The organism is Pseudomonas sp. PS01301 (assembly GCF_029960215.1).
GTDB classification, from domain to species: Bacteria; Pseudomonadota; Gammaproteobacteria; order Pseudomonadales; family Pseudomonadaceae; genus Aquipseudomonas; species Aquipseudomonas coleopterorum.
This window is the reverse complement of sequence record NZ_JASCPM010000053.1, coordinates 1-16107: the sequence shown is the minus strand read 5'-3', so window position 1 is coordinate 16107 and position 16107 is coordinate 1. Positions and strand designations below refer to the sequence as shown.

The window sequence follows — 16107 nt, the reverse complement described above, 5'->3', positions numbered from 1 at the left end:
GGCTTTTCACTTGTATGGTGCACTCGACAGGATTCGAACCTGTGACCGCTCGGTTCGTAGCCGAGTACTCTATCCAGCTGAGCTACGAGTGCAGGTGGCATTTTGTTGGACCAGGTTACCACTGGTTGACGCAGAAGCTGTAGACATTGCTGAAAGCAGCTTCTTGTATGGTGCACTCGACAGGATTCGAACCTGTGACCGCTCGGTTCGTAGCCGAGTACTCTATCCAGCTGAGCTACGAGTGCATTTGTTGCCGCGCATTATAGGCCGTCGATTTCTTTTGTAAAGCGCTTTTTTCAGTAATTTCAACAACTTACAGAAAAAGCCAGATTCAACGTACTACGCAAATAATGGCGGAGAACGGGGGATTCGAACCCCCGACACCCTTTTGAGGTGTACTCCCTTAGCAGGGGAGCGCCTTCGGCCACTCGGCCAGCTCTCCGCAACACGGGGCGTATATTAACCACCTTCTTCCCCGTTTGCAAACATAAAAAACGATAAAAATTAATGGCTTGGTTCGTCGTCCTTCTCGTTCTTGATCCGCAGGTAGATTTCTTCGCGGTGAACGGCCACTTCCTTGGGTGCATTCACCCCGATTCGTACCTGGCCACCTTTCACGCCAAGCACCGTGATGGTGATTTCACCGTCGCCAATGATCAGGCTTTCCGCGCACCGACGAGTCAGAATCAGCATACCTTTCTCCTTACGCTTTCATTTCAGGGACAACACAGTCTGCAAAAAAGGGCACTCACCCATGGTGGGAAGCCATGGACATCGCCCGAAAACAAAGAAGGGCGCGGTTAGCCGCGCCCTTCTCTCACTGCACGTTAGTCACCCTGTCGGGCGGCATCGAGCTCGAAAGCCGTGTGCAGCGCACGCACGGCCAGCTCCAGGTATTTCTCCTCGATGACCACCGAAACCTTGATTTCGGAAGTGGAGATCATCTGGATGTTGATGCTTTCCTTGGCCAGGGCCTCGAACATGCGGCTGGCCACACCGGCGTGCGAGCGCATACCGACACCGACGATGGACACCTTGGCGATCTTGGTATCGCCCACCACCTGACGCGCACCGATCTCGCTGGCGGTCTGCTCCAGCACGGCCAGCGCCGCCTGGTAGTCGTTGCGGTGCACGGTGAAGGTGAAATCGGTGGTGTTATCGTGAGAAACATTCTGCACGATCATGTCGACTTCGATGTTCGCCGCGCTGATCGGGCCGAGGATCTTGAAGGCCACGCCTGGGGTGTCTGGCACGCCACGGATGGTCAGCTTGGCTTCATCGCGGTTGAAGGCGATGCCGGAAATGATCGGCTGTTCCATGGATTCCTCTTCGTCAATGGTAATGAGGGTGCCCGGACCCTCCTGAAAGCTGTGCAGGACGCGCAGCGGGACGTTGTACTTGCCGGCGAATTCCACCGCGCGAATCTGCAACACCTTGGAACCGAGGCTGGCCATTTCCAGCATTTCCTCGAAGGTGATCTTGTCCAGGCGCTGAGCCTGGGCAACCACGCGCGGATCGGTGGTGTAGACACCATCGACGTCGGTGTAGATCTGGCATTCGTCGGCCTTCAGCGCAGCCGCCAGGGCAACGCCGGTGGTGTCCGAGCCGCCGCGCCCCAGGGTGGTGATGTTGCCGCTTTCGTCGACCCCCTGGAAACCCGCCACGACCACCACTCGGCCGGCCTTGAGGTCGGCGCGAATCTTCTGGTCGTCGATCTGCAGGATGCGCGCCTTGTTGTGTGCGCTGTCAGTGAGGATGCGCACCTGATTGCCGGTGTACGACACCGCATCCACCCCGCGCTTGATCAGGGCCATGGCCAGTAGCGCAATGGTGACCTGCTCGCCGGTGGAAACGATCACGTCCAGCTCGCGTGGTACCGGCTGGTCGCTGATCTGCTTGGCCAGGGAAATCAGGCGATTGGTCTCGCCACTCATGGCCGACAGTACGACCACCAGGTCATCGCCGGCATCGTGGAATTTCTTCACCTTGTCGGCGACCTGTTCGATACGCTCGACAGTGCCCACCGAGGTGCCGCCAAATTTCTGTACGATCAAAGCCATTTCAAAGCCGCCTCAGCCCGTGAAGGGCGCCCATTAAATACAACACCGGGCTCGCCGCGAAAGGCACGAGCCCTGGCGAGGGTTGAATCAGTTCGCGTTTTCCACGAACGGCACGGCCAGGGCCAGTGCAGCGTCCAGGGCGCTGGCGTCCACGCCGCCGCCCTGGGCCATGTCCGGACGACCACCGCCCTTGCCGCCGACGGCTGTCGCCGCCTGCTTCATCAGGTCGCCGGCCTTGAGCCGGGCCGTCAGGTCCTTGGTCACGCCGGACACCAGCACGACCTTGTCGTCGTGCACGCCGCCGAGCAGGATCACGGCCTGGCCCAGTTTGTTCTTCAACTGGTCGACCAGCGCCAACAGCGCCTTGCCGTCCTGACCGTCGATACGTGCAGCCAAGACCTTCACGCCCTTGACCTCGACCGCCGAGGCGGACAGGTCGTCGCCAGCGGCGCTGGCGGCCTTGGCCTGCAACTGTTCCAGCTGCTTCTCCAGGGCCCGATTGCGCTCGATGACTGCCGAGAGCTTGTCGATCAGATTGTCGCGGCTGCCCTTGACCAGTTGCGCGGCTTCCTTGAGCTGCTCTTCGGCCTGGTTCAGGTAGTTCAGCGCGGTCGCGCCGGTGACCGCTTCGATGCGGCGCACGCCCGAAGCCACACCGCCTTCGCTGGTGATCTTCAACAGGCCGATGTCGCCGGTGCGCTTGGCATGGATGCCCCCGCACAGCTCCACCGAAAAATCGCCGCCCATGGTCAGCACGCGCACGGTGTCGCCGTATTTCTCGCCGAACAACGCCATGGCGCCTTTCTTGCGCGCCTCGTCGATCGGCATCACTTCGGTCTGCACCGGCGTGTTCTTGCGAATCTCGGCGTTGACGATGTCTTCCAGCGCCTTGATCTGCTCGGGCTTGATCGCCTCGAAGTGGCTGAAGTCGAAGCGCAGGCGCTGACTGTCGACCAACGAGCCTTTCTGCTGCACGTGATCACCCAGCACCTGGCGCAGGGCCGCGTGCAGCAAGTGGGTCGCGGAGTGGTTCAGGCCGGTGGCCCGCTGTAGGGTTTCGTCGACCACGGCACTGACTTCGACACCGACCGCCAGGTCGCTGAGCACGGCCACGCCGTGGTGCACAAAGGCGCCGCTGGTCTTGGTGGTGTCACGCACGTCGAAGCGCGAACCGCCGGCCAGCAGGTAGCCACGGTCACCGACCTGGCCACCGGACTCGCCGTAGAACGGCGTCTGGTCGAGGATGACCACGCCCTCCTCGCCCTCTTTCAATACGTCGACCGCGACACCGTCCTTGTACAGCGCAATGACCTTGCCATTGCCGTGGTTGGCGTCGTAGCCCAGGAACACGGTGGGTACATCGACCTTGATCAGGCTGTTGTAGTCCATGCCGAATGAGCTGGCCGAACGGGCGCGTTCGCGCTGTGCGTTCATTTCGCGCTCGAAACCGGCCTCGTCCAGGGTCAGCTCGCGTTCGCGGGCGATGTCACCGGTCAGGTCCATCGGGAAGCCGTAGGTGTCGTAGAGCTTGAACACCACATCACCCGGCACGACGCTGCCCTTGAGCTCGGCCAGATCCTGCTCGAGGATCTTCAAGCCCTGCTCCAGGGTCTTGGCGAACTGCTCTTCCTCGGCCTTGAGCACGCGTTCGATGTGCGCCTGCTGGCTTTTGAGTTCCGGGAAGGCATCGCCCATCTCGGCCACCAGGGCGGCGACGATCTGGTAGAAGAAGCTGCCCTGGGCACCCAGCTTGTTGCCGTGACGGCAGGCCCGGCGAATGATGCGGCGCAGCACGTAGCCACGGCCTTCGTTGGACGGCAGCACGCCGTCGGCGATCAGGAAGCCGCAGGAACGGATGTGGTCGGCCACGACCTTGAGCGAGGCCTGGCCCTGGTTGGCGCAGCCGATGGCGCTGGCCGACGCTTCGAGCAGGCTCTGGAACAGGTCGATCTCGTAGTTGGAATTGACATGTTGCAGGACCGCACTGACCCGCTCCAGGCCCATGCCGGTGTCCACCGACGGCGCCGGCAACGGGTGCAGAACCCCGTCGGCGGTGCGGTTGAACTGCATGAACACGTTGTTCCAGATCTCGATGTAACGGTCGCCGTCTTCCTCGGGCGAGCCGGGTGGGCCACCCCAGATGTCGGCGCCGTGGTCGTAGAAAATCTCGGTGCAGGGACCGCAGGGGCCAGTGTCGCCCATGGTCCAGAAGTTGTCGGACGCATAGGGAGCGCCCTTGTTGTCACCGATGCGAACCATGCGCTCGGCCGGCACGCCGATTTCCTTGGTCCAGATATCGTAGGCTTCGTCGTCGCTGGCGTAGACCGTGACCCAGAGTTTTTCCTTGGGCAGGTTCAGCCACAGCTCGGACGTCAGGAACGTCCAGGCATAGGTGATCGCGTCACGCTTGAAGTAATCGCCAAAGCTGAAGTTGCCCAGCATCTCGAAGAAGGTGTGGTGGCGGGCGGTGTAGCCGACGTTTTCCAGGTCGTTGTGCTTGCCACCGGCGCGTACGCACTTCTGGCTGCTCACGGCACGGGTGTAGGCGCGCTTCTCCTGGCCCAGGAAGCAGTCCTTGAACTGGTTCATCCCCGCGTTGGTGAACAGCAGGGTCGGGTCGTTGCCCGGGATCAGGGAGCTGGAGGCGACTCGGGTGTGGCCTTGCTCCTCGAAGAAGCGAAGGAAGGCTTCACGGATTTCTGCGCTTTTCATAGGTTCTTCCACGACAGGCTGCGGCCAGAGGCCAGTGCGCACGCCCAACAGGCGATGCGACGGCAAAGGGCCGCATTATATAGGCCCTGCGGCCTGGGTACAGTGTGTTTATACGATTGGTCCACTCAATTGGACAGCAAAGCGGTCAGCTGCGCGCGAAATCGGCGAATACACCGACGACCTGCTCGATCTGCTGCGCATCGACATCCAGATGGGTGACCATGCGCAGCCGCGGCGCGGCCGTCACGGTGACGCCACGGGCGGCGGCGAATTCCTTGAACGCGCCGGCGCGGGCATCCAAGTGCACGTAGACCATGTTGGTCTGTACCGGCTCGACGGTGTAACTCTGTGCCTGCAGTCCTTCGGCCAAGCGAGCGGCATGGGCGTGATCCTGCGCCAGGCGCTGCACCTGATGATCCAGCGCGTAGAGCCCGGCAGCCGCCAGAATCCCGGCCTGGCGCATGCCGCCGCCAACCATCTTGCGCAAACGCCGCGCTTTGGCGATGTACGCCTGGGAACCGCACAGCACCGAACCGACCGGTGCGCCAAGCCCTTTGGACAAGCACACCGAGACTGAATCGAAATACTGGGTGATGTCACTTGCCGGCACACCCAGCTTGACCGCTGCGTTGTACAGCCGGGCTCCGTCCAGGTGCAGTTGCAGGCCGTGCGCGCGGGTGAAGTCGCGGGCCTGGTCCAGGTAGCTCAGCGGCAATACCTTGCCCTGCATGGTGTTTTCCAACGCCAGCAGACGGGTGCGGGCGAAATGGAAATCGTCGGGCTTGATCGCCGCCTTGACCTGACACAGGTCCAGCGTGCCGTCAGGCTGGAATTCCAGGGGCTGGGGCTGGATGGAGCCGAGCACGGCAGCCCCGCCGCCTTCGTATTTGTAGGTGTGTGCCTGCTGCCCGACGATGTACTCCTCGCCACGCTCGCAGTGAGCCATGAGGCCGAGCAGGTTGCTCATGGTGCCACTGGGCACGAACAGCGCCGCCTGGAAACCCAGATCGGCTGCCAGCCTGGCTTCGAGGCGGTTGACCGTCGGGTCTTCGCCATAGACATCATCGCCGGTCGGCGCCGCGTGCATGACCGCAAGCATGCCGGGCGTGGGCTGAGTAACGGTGTCACTGCGCAGGTCGATGATGGACATGATGGCCTCGGGTTCGTGTCAGCCTCTATTACTGCGGGTTGCGCGGCCACGAATCAAGCCTTGGTGAAACAATTGTCCGGGCCGCTATTCAGCGCGTCCGCAAGTATGTTACAAAACCAGCGCCGCCCCATGGGGGTGGCAAACGTTCTCAGGGCGGGGTGCAACTCCCCACCGGCGGTGATGGCGCGCAACGCGTCGAGCCCGCGAGCGCTTGTGAGCCGGCAACGGCCCGCAAGGTCAGCAGACCCGGTGTGATCCCGGGGCCGACGGTCATAGTCCGGATGAAGAGAGAACGGGATTGCGACACCTTCAAAAGGCCAACGCAGGGCCGTGCCATGCGCATGTACCCACAGATCCCCTTCGATCCACATGCCCTGTTTTTTTCTTGAACAGGAGTGAACCGATGCAACCCACTGCAATTGACAGCAAGAGCCACACCCACGAACGGATCGCTTTCGTGCAGGCTTGCTGGCACAAGGATATTGTCGACCAGAGCCGCAAAGGCTTCGTCGAAGAAATGCGCGTGCTGGGCTACCAGGAAGCCGATATCGACTTCTATGAAGTCGGCGGCGCTTTCGAAATTCCCCTGCACGCCAAGCTGCTGGCCAAGACCGGGCGCTATGCCGCCGTGGTCGGCGCGGCCCTGGTGGTGGACGGTGGTATCTACCGTCACGAGTTCGTCGCCCAGTCGGTGGTCAGCGCGCTGATGCAGGTGCAACTGGAAACCGAAGTGCCGGTATTCTCGGTGGTGCTGACCCCGCACCATTTCCACGACGGCGAGCAGCATCACACCTACTTCTTCAACCACTTCCTGCACAAGGGCGCGGAAGCCGCGCGCACCGTGGCCGATACCGTACAGAAAGTACGCGCGCTGCGTCGCCTGCAGCAGCAACAGAAAATCGCCTGACGTTCGACGGCGTGCCGTTCGTTCGGCCACGGGTTCCGACAAGGTCCCGTGGCCGATTCGCCACACATACCGGCCTCAACCCTCATACCCGATACATGTGTAGCACTCTTCCGCATTGCCCTCCCCCTACGCTGCAGCTTCTCTATCGGATACAGGAAGCCTGCCATGGAACTTCTCCCCCCTCGGGTATTCATTCGCCGCAATGAGCAACCTGCCCACGAGCTCGACAGTCATTCGCTGCCCTATGCCGATCTGCAGGTTCGCATCGACTTCGAGGCTGCCCCCGTACCGCGTCTGTTGATCGCCACGACGAGCGCCGATGACCAACTGCGCCTCGACGCCAGCGATGGCACGCTGTTGCTGACGCTCAACGGCCTGCAGTACCGTATCGAACCCATCGTTGAGCCGCTTGACTTGATCATCGACACCGATGCCGGCGACGACACGGTGCGCACGGAAAGACTGCGAGGCAAGATAACGCTGCGCACCGGTGCCGGCGATGACCTGATAAAGGTTGGGGCGGGCAACTTCTACATCGACTCCGGTGCAGGCAACGACACCGTACTGACCCGTGGTCACGGGATGCACACGATCTATGCCGGAGACGGCGACGACACCTGCTTTGGCGGTGAACAGCTGACCTTCATGGCCGGCGGCGAAGGTGATGATCGCCTGGTAGCAGGCGCAGGCCTGAGCATCATCAGTCCCGGCCCGGGCGAGGATTCGATATTCCCCGGCTCAGGCAGCAACGTGGTCTACAGCAGTGACGAGAACGATCTGATCCTGCGCGAGAAAGGCACGCTGCGCCTGCATCGGGGCGGCAGTCACCGCGCAGGCGATCAAGCCCTGCGTATCGAAGGCAGCGATGGATTCGTCAAACGGGTAGAAGCCGACCTTGATCTGCTGCGCACCTCGCCCACTGCGCGTTTACTGCTGCAGGCGCTGGATGAGGCAGCCAGTGCCCATGGCACACAGGTAACCGTGCGCTTTACCCATGAACCCAATGGCTATTTCGGCCACCCGCATTGGCCGGTGATCGATGGTCAGCGCGCACCCGCAGGACAATCCGGCGAACTGGTCTACAACCCCGCCTGGCAACCGCCGGGTAGTTTTCCCGTGGTGGTGCTGTACCACGAGCTGTGCCATGCCTATAACTTCGCCACAGGGTCGATGTTCGGCTTCGATCACGAGCGTCAAGTGGTCGGCCTGCCGACCGAACATCCCCCGTTCGACTTCGACGACGACCCGCAAACACCGCCGTTGAACACCAATCCGGATCCGTTCAATGAAAACAGCCTGCGCCGCGAGTTGGGTCTGCCGCCACGCCTGAACTACCCCTGAGCCTCACACCTGCGTTGTCGGCACGATCAAAATGCCGGCGCGCAGGCCATTGGCAACCTTGGGGTTGGGGAAGATGATCCGCGCGCCCTGTTCTTCCACGACCCAGCGCTGTTCGCGTCCGTCTTCGGCCAGCAGGTAGCCTTGATCCAGCTCGGTGAAATTCTCGATATCGTCATCCAGATGCAGGCGGAAGGCATCCGTGTGCTTGATGACTTCACGTGACACGGAAAACAGCACCAACTGATCCAGTGGCTGTTCGAGGTCAGTCTCGACCCCTTCGATCAACTGCCGCAGGCTGGCCTCCAGACGACTCAGGTCGACCTCGGCGTTCTGCCCGAATGGCCTGGCCTTGCCCAGCTCCAGGGTAAAGGCTTCGGCGTCGAGCTGCTCGTAGGTGAACGCGCTGAACGTGATGGAAGGCTTGTTCTGCAGCAACACGGCGCGCATGCCTGCCGCCTGCAGGCGCACCAGCTCTTGCCGGGAATGCTCGCGGCCCTGCTTCCAGGGATAGAGGGCGAACTGCTCGATCCGTGAACCACGGATGGCGGTGTGCAGGTCGTAGTGCAGACGCGTGCGCTGCGGCAGGCTGAAGAAGGTCGTGGCCAGGCGTTCCAGTTCGCAGGCACGCAAGGCTTCGTTGCCGCTGACAGCGTCGTGTCGGCCGTTGAACAGCCGGTTGACGTCGCGCTCGATGTAGCGGACGCCACGGCGCATCGCTTCAGGGTTGCCGAACAGAAACAGGATACGTGCGCGGGGAACCAACTGACCGCGGGCGATGGCCTGAACAAGCGTGTCGAGCAATTCGATGGGCGCGGTTTCATTGCCGTGCACACCGGCCGACAGCAGCAAGTCGAGGCCGCTGTCGGTGTTGGCCGCGGGGCGCACTTCCAGGGCGCCTTCCCCGAGCCAGCGCAGGCTGACGCCGCCGGTGGTCAGCTGGATCTTCTGCGCCGGCTCGCGGCCGGCCAAGGTCAAGTCGAGCAGTTTGCCAAGAGCGAGCATGGGGCGGCGTCCCTGAAGGATGGAGTTTTAGTGGTTGCAGTCCGGACCGTGAACGTGACCGTCCTCTTCTTCGGCGCCCGCATCGGCCGGTTCCATTTCCAGCTGCAGGCTGACCAGGTTGGTCGCCAGGGGTCGCAGCAACAGGTTGGCGTATTCGGCATCTCCTTCTTCGACGTCCACGCCGATCAGCAGCTGGCCACGGCCATCGTGCTGAATCCAGACTTCCTTGCCCTGCCAGACCACGCAGAAGCGGGTGCAGGAGGTTTCCAGTTGGGTGCCGTCGGTGTCTTCGAGAATCAAGCGCAGGGCGTCGGACATACAGTTACCTCAATGATATTCAGTGTTGAAAAAATGGTCAGAGCTGGAAAGGATAGACCGAACCCAGTGCCAGGATCCGAGTCAGCTCGTCCAATGCCTCGCGGCATTCGATCAGCAGTTGCGGGTCGGCCATATCGGCCTCGACCAGGCGGTCGCGGTAATGGCGCTCGACCCAGTCGTTCAGCGTTTCGTACAGCGCAGGCGTCAGGATCACGCCAGGGTTGACCGCTGCCAGCTCCTCGGGCTTGAGCGCCACGCGCAGTCGCAGGCAGGCCGGCCCGCCACCATTGCGCATGCTTTGCTTGAGGTCGAACACCTTGACCTCGGCAATGCCGGTGCCTTGCCCGGTCAGGCGTTCCAGATAACTCCAGACACGCGGGTTGGCGCGGCATTCTTCCGGGACCACCAGCAGCATGCTGCCGTCGGCACGGCTGAGCAACTGGCTGTTGAACAGGTAGGTGCGCACGGCATCGTCCACCGAGACCTCGGCGCGGGGCACGCCGATCGCCTGCAAACGCCCGCCCCGCGCGGCGAGCTTGGTCTGCAGTTCGGCCAGCACGCGGTCGCTGTCGAGGAACGCGTCCTGGTGGTGGAACAGCAACTCGCCATTACCGACCGCGATCACGTCGTTGTGAAACACGCCCTGATCGATGACGTCCGGATTCTGCTGGGCGAACACCACGCCCTCCTCGCCCAGCCCATGCAGCCGGGCCACGGCCTGGGACGCTTCCAGGGTCTGGCGCGCGGGATACTTCTGCGGCGCGGGCAGGCGCGCGTCGAAGGCACTGCGACCGTAGACGAAGAATTCCACCCCCGCCTCGCCATAGTCCCGGCACAGGCGGGTGTGGTTGGCGGCGCCCTCGTCGCCGAACTGAGCAACGGCAGGCAGCGCCTGGTGATGAGCGAAATAGGTCGGGTTGGCGAACATCGCCTGCAACACACGGCTTGTGGTGGGGTGCTCGATGCTGCGGTGGAACTTGCAGTTGAGGTTGGCGGCGGTGAAATGCACGCGGCCATCGGCGGTGTCCGCGCTGGGGCTGACGGTCGCCGCGTTGGCAACCCACATGCTCGACGCCGAGCAACTGGCCACCAACAGCGGCATTGCGTCGCGCGCGGCTTGGGCGATCACCTCGGCATCGCTGCCGGTAAAGCCCAGGCGCCGCAGCGCAGCCACATCAGGGCGTTCCTGGGGCGCCAGCACACCCTGGGTGAAGCCCAGTTCCATCAGCGCTTTCATCTTGGCCAGGCCCTGACGAGCCGCTTCGCGCGGGTTCGAGCCTTGCTGGCTGTTGCTCTGCGACGCCACGTTGCCGTAGGACAACCCACCGTAGTTGTGGGTCGGCCCCACCAGGCCATCGAAATTCACTTCACAGGGTTTCATCGGTTCGGCTCCGTGGATCTGTTCTTGTACGCAACGTTGCTACGACGTTCTACAGCGTGATGCCCGGACTCAGGGTCGCCGGCAGACTGAGCGCGGGGGTTTCCAGCGAGGCCACTGGATAGGCGCAATAGTCGGCGGCGTAGTAGGCGCTGGCGCGGTGGTTGCCGGACGCGCCGACACCGCCGAACGGCGCGCTGCTGGCGGCGCCGGTCAGCTGCTTGTTCCAGTTGACGATACCCGCCCGGCTGCGCAGCCAGAATTCACGATAGCGTTGTTCGGAATCCGACAGCAAACCTGCCGCCAGCCCGTATTGGGTGGCGTTGGCTTCGGCGATGGCCGCATCGAAATCCCCGTAGCGCACCACTTGCAGCAGCGGGCCGAACAGCTCTTCGTCGCGACGACCGTGAGCCTGGGTGACGTCGAGGATGCCGGGGGTGAGCAAGGCCGCGTCGGCCCGTGGCTGGGTCATGCTCAGCAGGCTGACCGCGCCGCTGTTCAGCAGGTGTTCCTGCGCCTCGAGCAGCGCCTGTGCCGCTTGCAGCGAGATCACCGAACCCATGAACGGCGCCGGCTGGCGGTCGTATTCGCCGACTTCGAGGGTGGCGCAGACCTGCACCAGCCGCTCGAGCAACCGGTCGCCCCACGCCCCGGCGGGTACCAGCAAGCGCCGCGCGCAGGTGCACCGCTGCCCGGCGGAAATGAACGCCGATTGGATGATGGTATAGACCGCCGCATCCAGGTCCTGGACCTGCTCGACCACGAGCGGGTTATTGCCACCCATTTCCAACGCGAGGATCTTGCCTGGCTGGCCAGCGAACTGCTGATGCAGCAGATTGCCGGTGGCACTGGAACCGGTGAAGAACAGCCCGTCGAGCCCGGCGTTGGCAGCCAGCGCCATACCCGTCTCGCGACCACCCTGCAGCAGGTTCAGCACGCCCGCTGGCAGCCCGGCTTCGGCCCAGCAGCGCACGGTCAGCTCGGCCACCTTGGGCGTCAGTTCGCTGGGTTTGAAGAGCACGCAGTTGCCGGCCAGCAGCGCCGGCACGATATGGCCGTTGGGCAGGTGACCGGGGAAGTTGTACGGGCCGAACACCGCCACCACACCGTGGGGCTTGTGCCGCAGGGCCGCCGTGGCATCGGCCAGGGGTGCGCTCTTCTCACCGGTGCGCTCGGCGTGACTCTGAATCGAGATAGCGACCTTGTTGACCATGCTGGTCACTTCGGTGGCCGCTTCCCACAATGGCTTGCCGGTTTCTTCGCCAATGCACTGCGCCAGTTCGTTGGCGCAGGCCTTGAGCCGATCGGCGAACGCGTGCAGCACGGTGATGCGCGCCGACAGCGGCTGGCTCGCCCAACCCACGAAGGCATGCCGCGCCGCCAGAACGGCTTTGTCCACCTGCTCGGCGCTGGCGCAGCATCCCTGCCAGACCACGGCCTGACCCACGGGATTGAGCGACGTCAGCTGCTCGCCTTCGCCCGGCAGCCATTGACCATCGATGTACAGGGTATTCATCAGAGCACCTCCCGTGCTGGCGGGGTCATGGGCACTGCGCGCACCTGATCGCCCGCGCTCAGTTGCAGGCGGCGGGCGGTCAACGGATCGACCACCAGGGTGCCGGAGGCGAAACGCGCAGGGGCTGCGGTGATGCGGCACGCTTCGCGCTCGCGGTTGTAAATCAGGAACGGTGGCGCATCGTCACCTGGGGTGCCGATGGCCAGGACCAGGCTCTTGCTGTCGTGGACCGCGCGGATCTTGCTGGTTTCGCATTCCACGGCCGGGCCTGCGTCGAAGATGTCGACGTAACCCTGATAGCTGAAGCCCTCGGCTTTGAGCATCGTCAGCGCCGGCTCGGTGTCCGGGTGAACCTTGCCGATCACTTCCCGCGCCGCCGGCGACAGAAAGCAGCTGTACAGCGGGAACTTGGGCATCAGCTCGGCGATGAAGGCGCGATTGCCAACACCGGTGAGGTAGTCGGCCTGACTGAATTCCATCTTGAAGAAATGCCGACCCAGGCTTTCCCAGAACGGCGAGCGTCCGTCGGCATCGGAAATGCCGCGCATCTCGGCAATCACCTTGCGCCCGAACAGCTCCGGAAACTGGGCGATGAACAGCAGCCGCGCCTTGGCCAGCAAACGGCCGTTCAGGCCCTTGCGGTAACCCTCGCGCAGGAACAGCGAACACAGTTCCGAATTGCCGGTCAGGTCGTTGGCCAGGAACAGCGTGGGAATCTCGCGATAGATGTTCAGTTCCTTCGAGGCGCTGACCGTCAGCCCCACCCGGTAGTTGTACCAGGGCTCGCGCTGACCCACGGCGCCGGCGATGGCCGAAATGCCCACGACCGTGCCGTCGTCGTCTTCAAGGACGAACAGGTAATCGGCATCGCCGCGCTCGGCTTCGCCACGGAAGGTTTTCTCGGCCCAGCCGACGCGGTGCGCCAGCCGCTCTTCGTTGGCTGGCAGGGTGGTCAGGCCGGGGCCGGTGCTGCGGGCCAATTCGATCAGCGCTGGCAGGTCGCTGCTGCGTACGGGACGAACGATCATGCTTTCTCCTCGAGCGGGCACCGCACGGCACCCGCAGAACTCGGCCTGTTCAACCAGGTATCAAACTGCAACCAGGCGCACGCTGGCGCCCTCGCCCACACCCAGCGCTTCGGCTGTCGCCAGATCCAGGCCGACCGGCTTGCCGGGCACCCAGTCGAGCTCCAGCAACACCGCGCGATAATCCTGCAGCAGGCCGTTGGAAACCAGATAGGGCCGGCCCGGTCCACCGCGCTCATCGCTGGCCGCGACCAGCTTGACCGGGACCACCCGGCTGTGGGCGATGGAGCGAATGCCCGACACACGGGCATGCAAGGTCGGCCCGCCGTCGAAGATATCGATGTAATGATCGGTCTCGAAGCCTTCGCGCATCAGGATGTCGAACGTCACCTGAGCCCGTGGATGCACCTGGCCCATGGCCTCCTGGGCCTGGTCAGGCAGCAGCGGCACGTAGATCGGGTAATGCGGCATCAGTTCGGCAAGAAACGTGCGGCTCTTGATGCCGCACAGGCGTTCGGCCTCGGCGTAGTTGAGGTCGAAGAAATTGCGGCCGATTGCGTCCCAGAAGGGCGAATCACCCTGCTCGTCGCTGTAGCCGACGATCTCGGTCACCACTGAATCGGCGAAGCGCTCCGGGTGGTTGGCCATGAACAGCAGGCGGGCGCGGGAGTTGAGTTCGGCCCAGATACTGCCCACCAGCTCGGGCACCACGTAGAAGCTGGTCAACAGGCTGTTGCCGGTCAGGTCGTGGCACTGCGACAGGACGTGAATCTTGTTGTGGATCTTCAGCTCGCGCGAAGCATGCACGAAGGTCTCGTTGCGAAAACTGTAGAACGGTTCGGAATAACCGGCGGAGGCGACGATCGCCGAGCACCCCACCAGACGCTGGGTGGCCAGGTCTTCGAGCACGAAGAAATAGCTCTCTTCACCGTTGAAGCTGACTTCGGCAGCGAAGGACGCTTCCGACTTGCTGATCTTGTCGCTCAACCGGCCGGCGTCGTCAGGCAGGGAAGTGACACCGATGGGGCTGTCGGCGGCCAGCCGCTGAACCTCGGCCAAGTCAGCCATTTGCGCAGGGCGCATTACCAGCATGGTGTCACTCCTTGTCGATTGAAGCAGTCGATTGCAGCGGTCGATTGCAAAGGCGGCGCCGACCGGGGGCAGGCACCGCGAGCAGGCCGTTCAGGCCTGGGTCAGGTGCGCCACGGCGCGCTCGAAACGGTCCAGGCCTTCATCGATGTCGGCTTCCTCGATGACCAGGCTCGGGGCAAAGCGCACCACGTCGGGACCGGCTTGCAGGATCATCAGGTCATGCTGCTCGGCAGCATTGAAGAAGTCCTTGGCGCGCCCCTTCCAGGCGTCGCTCAAGGCGCAGCCGATCAGCAGGCCCAAGCCGCGCACCTCGGTGAACACGCCATAGCGCTGGCCAATCTGCTCCAGGCGCGTCTTGAAGCGCTGGTGCCGGGCCTTGACGCCGGCCAGCACTTGCGGGGTGTTGACCACGTCGAGCACCGCCTCGGCGACGGCGCAAGCCAACGGGTTGCCGCCATAGGTGGTGCCATGCACGCCGACCGCGAAATGCTTGGCCAGTGCGTCGGTGGTCAGCATCGCGCCGATGGGGAAGCCGCCCCCCAGGCTCTTGGCGCTGGAGAGGATATCCGGGGTCACGCCGTAGTTCATGTAGCTGTACAGCTCGCCGCTGCGGCCCATCCCGCTTTGCACTTCGTCGAACACCAACAGGGCATTGAACTGGTCGCACAGGTCGCGCGCGCCTTGCAGGTAGGCCGGGTCGGCAGGCACCACGCCGCCTTCGCCCTGAACCGGTTCCAGGACCACGGCGCAAGTCTTCTCGGACACCGCCGCTTTCAGTGCTTCGAGGTCGTTGTACGGAACGTGACGGATGCCGGTGATTTTCGGACCGAAGCCATCGGAGTATTTCGGCTGACCGCCGACGCTGACGGTAAACAACGTGCGACCGTGGAAGCTATTGATGGCCGAAACGATCTCGTATTTCTCGGGACCGAATTTGTCGTGCGCCACACGCCGGGCCAACTTGAAGGCGGCCTCGTTGGCTTCGGCGCCGGAATTGCAGAAGAACACCCGGTCGGCGAAGGTGGCGTCGACCAGCTTCTTGGCCAGGCGCAGGGTCGGCTCGTTGGTGAAGACGTTGGACACATGCCACAGCTTGTTGGCCTGTTCGGTCAAGGCGCCGACCAATGCCGGGTGCGCGTGGCCCAGGACGTTGACGGCGATGCCACCGGAGAAATCGATGAGCTCGCGACCGGCCTGATCCCATACCCGGGAACCGGCACCGCGCACGGGAATGAAAGCGGCCGGCGCATAGTTGGGAACCATTACCTGGTCGAAATCGGCACGTTGCACGGGGGCTTGCTCAACGGACATCGGAGTCTCCTGTCAAGGAACGCTCAGCGCAAAATGGGCGAGCGATGGGGAATTGTAAGGACTGGTGCACGCGCGGCATTGCCGCCATGCGACAACTTGTTACAGCGCCAAACCGCCATTCTACGGGGGTTGTCGCGAATGCGACATATAGGGATAGAAAGACGCTCGCCTTGCGGTTCAGCCCGATATACCGCGGCGCGCCCTTCGCGGGCAGAGCCCGCTCCCACATTCTGGTGCGAGGGCACCCTTCGCGGACATAGCTTGCTTCTGCTTCCCTGTGGGAGCGGGCTCTGCC

Annotated in this window: 13 protein-coding genes, 3 tRNA genes and 1 riboswitch; of the genes, 2 read left to right on the top strand and 14 right to left on the bottom strand. The window is 63.2% G+C overall.

Annotated elements, in window-relative coordinates:
- Positions 1–15: 15 nt before the first annotated feature.
- From QMX89_RS20230 to ltaE, 7 genes are all read right to left on the bottom strand, one after another.
- Positions 16–92, bottom strand: a tRNA-Arg gene (locus QMX89_RS20230).
- Positions 93–168: 76 nt separating this feature from the next.
- Positions 169–245, bottom strand: a tRNA-Arg gene (locus QMX89_RS20225).
- Positions 246–351: 106 nt separating this feature from the next.
- Positions 352–442, bottom strand: a tRNA-Ser gene (locus QMX89_RS20220).
- Positions 443–504: 62 nt separating this feature from the next.
- Complete coding sequence (gene csrA / locus QMX89_RS20215) at positions 505–693, bottom strand: carbon storage regulator CsrA (RefSeq protein ID WP_043185394.1); 189 nt, start codon at positions 691–693, stop codon at positions 505–507.
- A gap of 134 nt (positions 694–827) precedes the next feature.
- The gene (locus QMX89_RS20210; protein ID WP_043185392.1) at positions 828–2060 is read right to left on the bottom strand and encodes an aspartate kinase; all 1233 of its coding nucleotides are present in this window, start codon (positions 2058–2060) and stop codon (positions 828–830) included.
- Between the two features lie 87 nt (positions 2061–2147).
- Positions 2148–4772: an alanine--tRNA ligase gene (gene alaS, locus QMX89_RS20205; protein WP_049862151.1), complete on the bottom strand. Its 2625-nt coding sequence runs from the start codon at positions 4770–4772 to the stop codon at positions 2148–2150.
- Between the two features lie 145 nt (positions 4773–4917).
- Positions 4918–5922 carry a low-specificity L-threonine aldolase gene (gene ltaE, locus QMX89_RS20200; protein ID WP_282349589.1) on the bottom strand — a complete coding sequence of 335 codons (1005 nt, stop codon included), beginning with the start codon at positions 5920–5922 and terminating at the stop codon, positions 4918–4920.
- Between the two features lie 140 nt (positions 5923–6062).
- A riboswitch (FMN riboswitch) is annotated at positions 6063–6220 on the top strand.
- 105 nt (positions 6221–6325) lie between these two features.
- Here ltaE and QMX89_RS20195 point away from each other — a divergent pair.
- Together QMX89_RS20195 and QMX89_RS20190 are read left to right on the top strand one after the other, a co-directional pair.
- Positions 6326–6829 carry a 6,7-dimethyl-8-ribityllumazine synthase gene (locus tag QMX89_RS20195; RefSeq protein ID WP_056843773.1) on the top strand — a complete coding sequence of 168 codons (504 nt, stop codon included), beginning with the start codon at positions 6326–6328 and terminating at the stop codon, positions 6827–6829.
- A 165-nt stretch (positions 6830–6994) separates the two neighbouring features.
- On the top strand, positions 6995–8170 hold the full coding sequence (locus tag QMX89_RS20190) for a M91 family zinc metallopeptidase (protein ID WP_282349588.1): 1176 nt from the start codon (positions 6995–6997) through the stop codon (positions 8168–8170).
- Positions 8171–8173: 3 nt separating this feature from the next.
- Here QMX89_RS20190 and astE read toward each other — a convergent pair whose 3' ends face one another.
- The 7 genes from astE to QMX89_RS20155 all read right to left on the bottom strand — a co-directional run bounded on the left by astE (position 8174) and on the right by QMX89_RS20155 (position 15812).
- Positions 8174–9172 (bottom strand): succinylglutamate desuccinylase, encoded by a 999-nt coding sequence (astE, locus tag QMX89_RS20185; protein ID WP_056843775.1) that lies wholly within the window; start codon positions 9170–9172, stop codon positions 8174–8176.
- A gap of 27 nt (positions 9173–9199) precedes the next feature.
- On the bottom strand, positions 9200–9490 hold the full coding sequence (locus tag QMX89_RS20180) for a hypothetical protein (protein WP_043185377.1): 291 nt from the start codon (positions 9488–9490) through the stop codon (positions 9200–9202).
- Positions 9491–9527: 37 nt separating this feature from the next.
- Positions 9528–10871: an N-succinylarginine dihydrolase gene (gene astB / locus QMX89_RS20175; protein WP_282349587.1), complete on the bottom strand. Its 1344-nt coding sequence runs from the start codon at positions 10869–10871 to the stop codon at positions 9528–9530.
- A gap of 49 nt (positions 10872–10920) precedes the next feature.
- Positions 10921–12387, bottom strand: a complete 1467-nt coding sequence (gene astD, locus QMX89_RS20170; RefSeq protein WP_282349597.1) for a succinylglutamate-semialdehyde dehydrogenase — start codon at positions 12385–12387, stop codon at positions 10921–10923.
- Complete coding sequence (gene astA, locus QMX89_RS20165) at positions 12384–13412, bottom strand: arginine N-succinyltransferase (protein WP_049862157.1); 1029 nt, start codon at positions 13410–13412, stop codon at positions 12384–12386. Before astA ends, astD begins: the two co-directional genes overlap by 4 nt.
- 60 nt (positions 13413–13472) lie before the next feature.
- Positions 13473–14501 (bottom strand): arginine/ornithine succinyltransferase subunit alpha, encoded by a 1029-nt coding sequence (aruF, locus tag QMX89_RS20160; protein WP_056843778.1) that lies wholly within the window; start codon positions 14499–14501, stop codon positions 13473–13475.
- Between the two features lie 90 nt (positions 14502–14591).
- Positions 14592–15812 carry an aspartate aminotransferase family protein gene (locus tag QMX89_RS20155; RefSeq protein ID WP_090359581.1) on the bottom strand — a complete coding sequence of 407 codons (1221 nt, stop codon included), beginning with the start codon at positions 15810–15812 and terminating at the stop codon, positions 14592–14594.
- Positions 15813–16107: the final 295 nt, after the last annotated feature.

Bases quoted from the DNA above. Each gene is read 5' to 3' on its own strand.
- QMX89_RS20195 (WP_056843773.1), top strand. From the start codon at position 6,326: ATGCAACCCACTGCAATTGACAGCAAGAGCCACACCCACGAACGGATC.
- QMX89_RS20190 (WP_282349588.1), top strand. From the start codon at position 6,995: ATGGAACTTCTCCCCCCTCGGGTATTCATTCGCCGCAATGAGCAACCT.
- aruF (WP_056843778.1), bottom strand. From the start codon at position 14,501: ATGCTGGTAATGCGCCCTGCGCAAATGGCTGACTTGGCCGAGGTTCAG.
- astB (WP_282349587.1), bottom strand. From the start codon at position 10,871: ATGAAACCCTGTGAAGTGAATTTCGATGGCCTGGTGGGGCCGACCCAC.
- csrA (WP_043185394.1), bottom strand. From the start codon at position 693: ATGCTGATTCTGACTCGTCGGTGCGCGGAAAGCCTGATCATTGGCGAC.
- ltaE (WP_282349589.1), bottom strand. From the start codon at position 5,922: ATGTCCATCATCGACCTGCGCAGTGACACCGTTACTCAGCCCACGCCC.
- QMX89_RS20155 (WP_090359581.1), bottom strand. From the start codon at position 15,812: ATGTCCGTTGAGCAAGCCCCCGTGCAACGTGCCGATTTCGACCAGGTA.
- QMX89_RS20210 (WP_043185392.1), bottom strand. From the start codon at position 2,060: ATGGCTTTGATCGTACAGAAATTTGGCGGCACCTCGGTGGGCACTGTC.
- QMX89_RS20180 (WP_043185377.1), bottom strand. From the start codon at position 9,490: ATGTCCGACGCCCTGCGCTTGATTCTCGAAGACACCGACGGCACCCAA.
- astA (WP_049862157.1), bottom strand. From the start codon at position 13,412: ATGATCGTTCGTCCCGTACGCAGCAGCGACCTGCCAGCGCTGATCGAA.
- alaS (WP_049862151.1), bottom strand. From the start codon at position 4,772: ATGAAAAGCGCAGAAATCCGTGAAGCCTTCCTTCGCTTCTTCGAGGAG.
- astE (WP_056843775.1), bottom strand. From the start codon at position 9,172: ATGCTCGCTCTTGGCAAACTGCTCGACTTGACCTTGGCCGGCCGCGAG.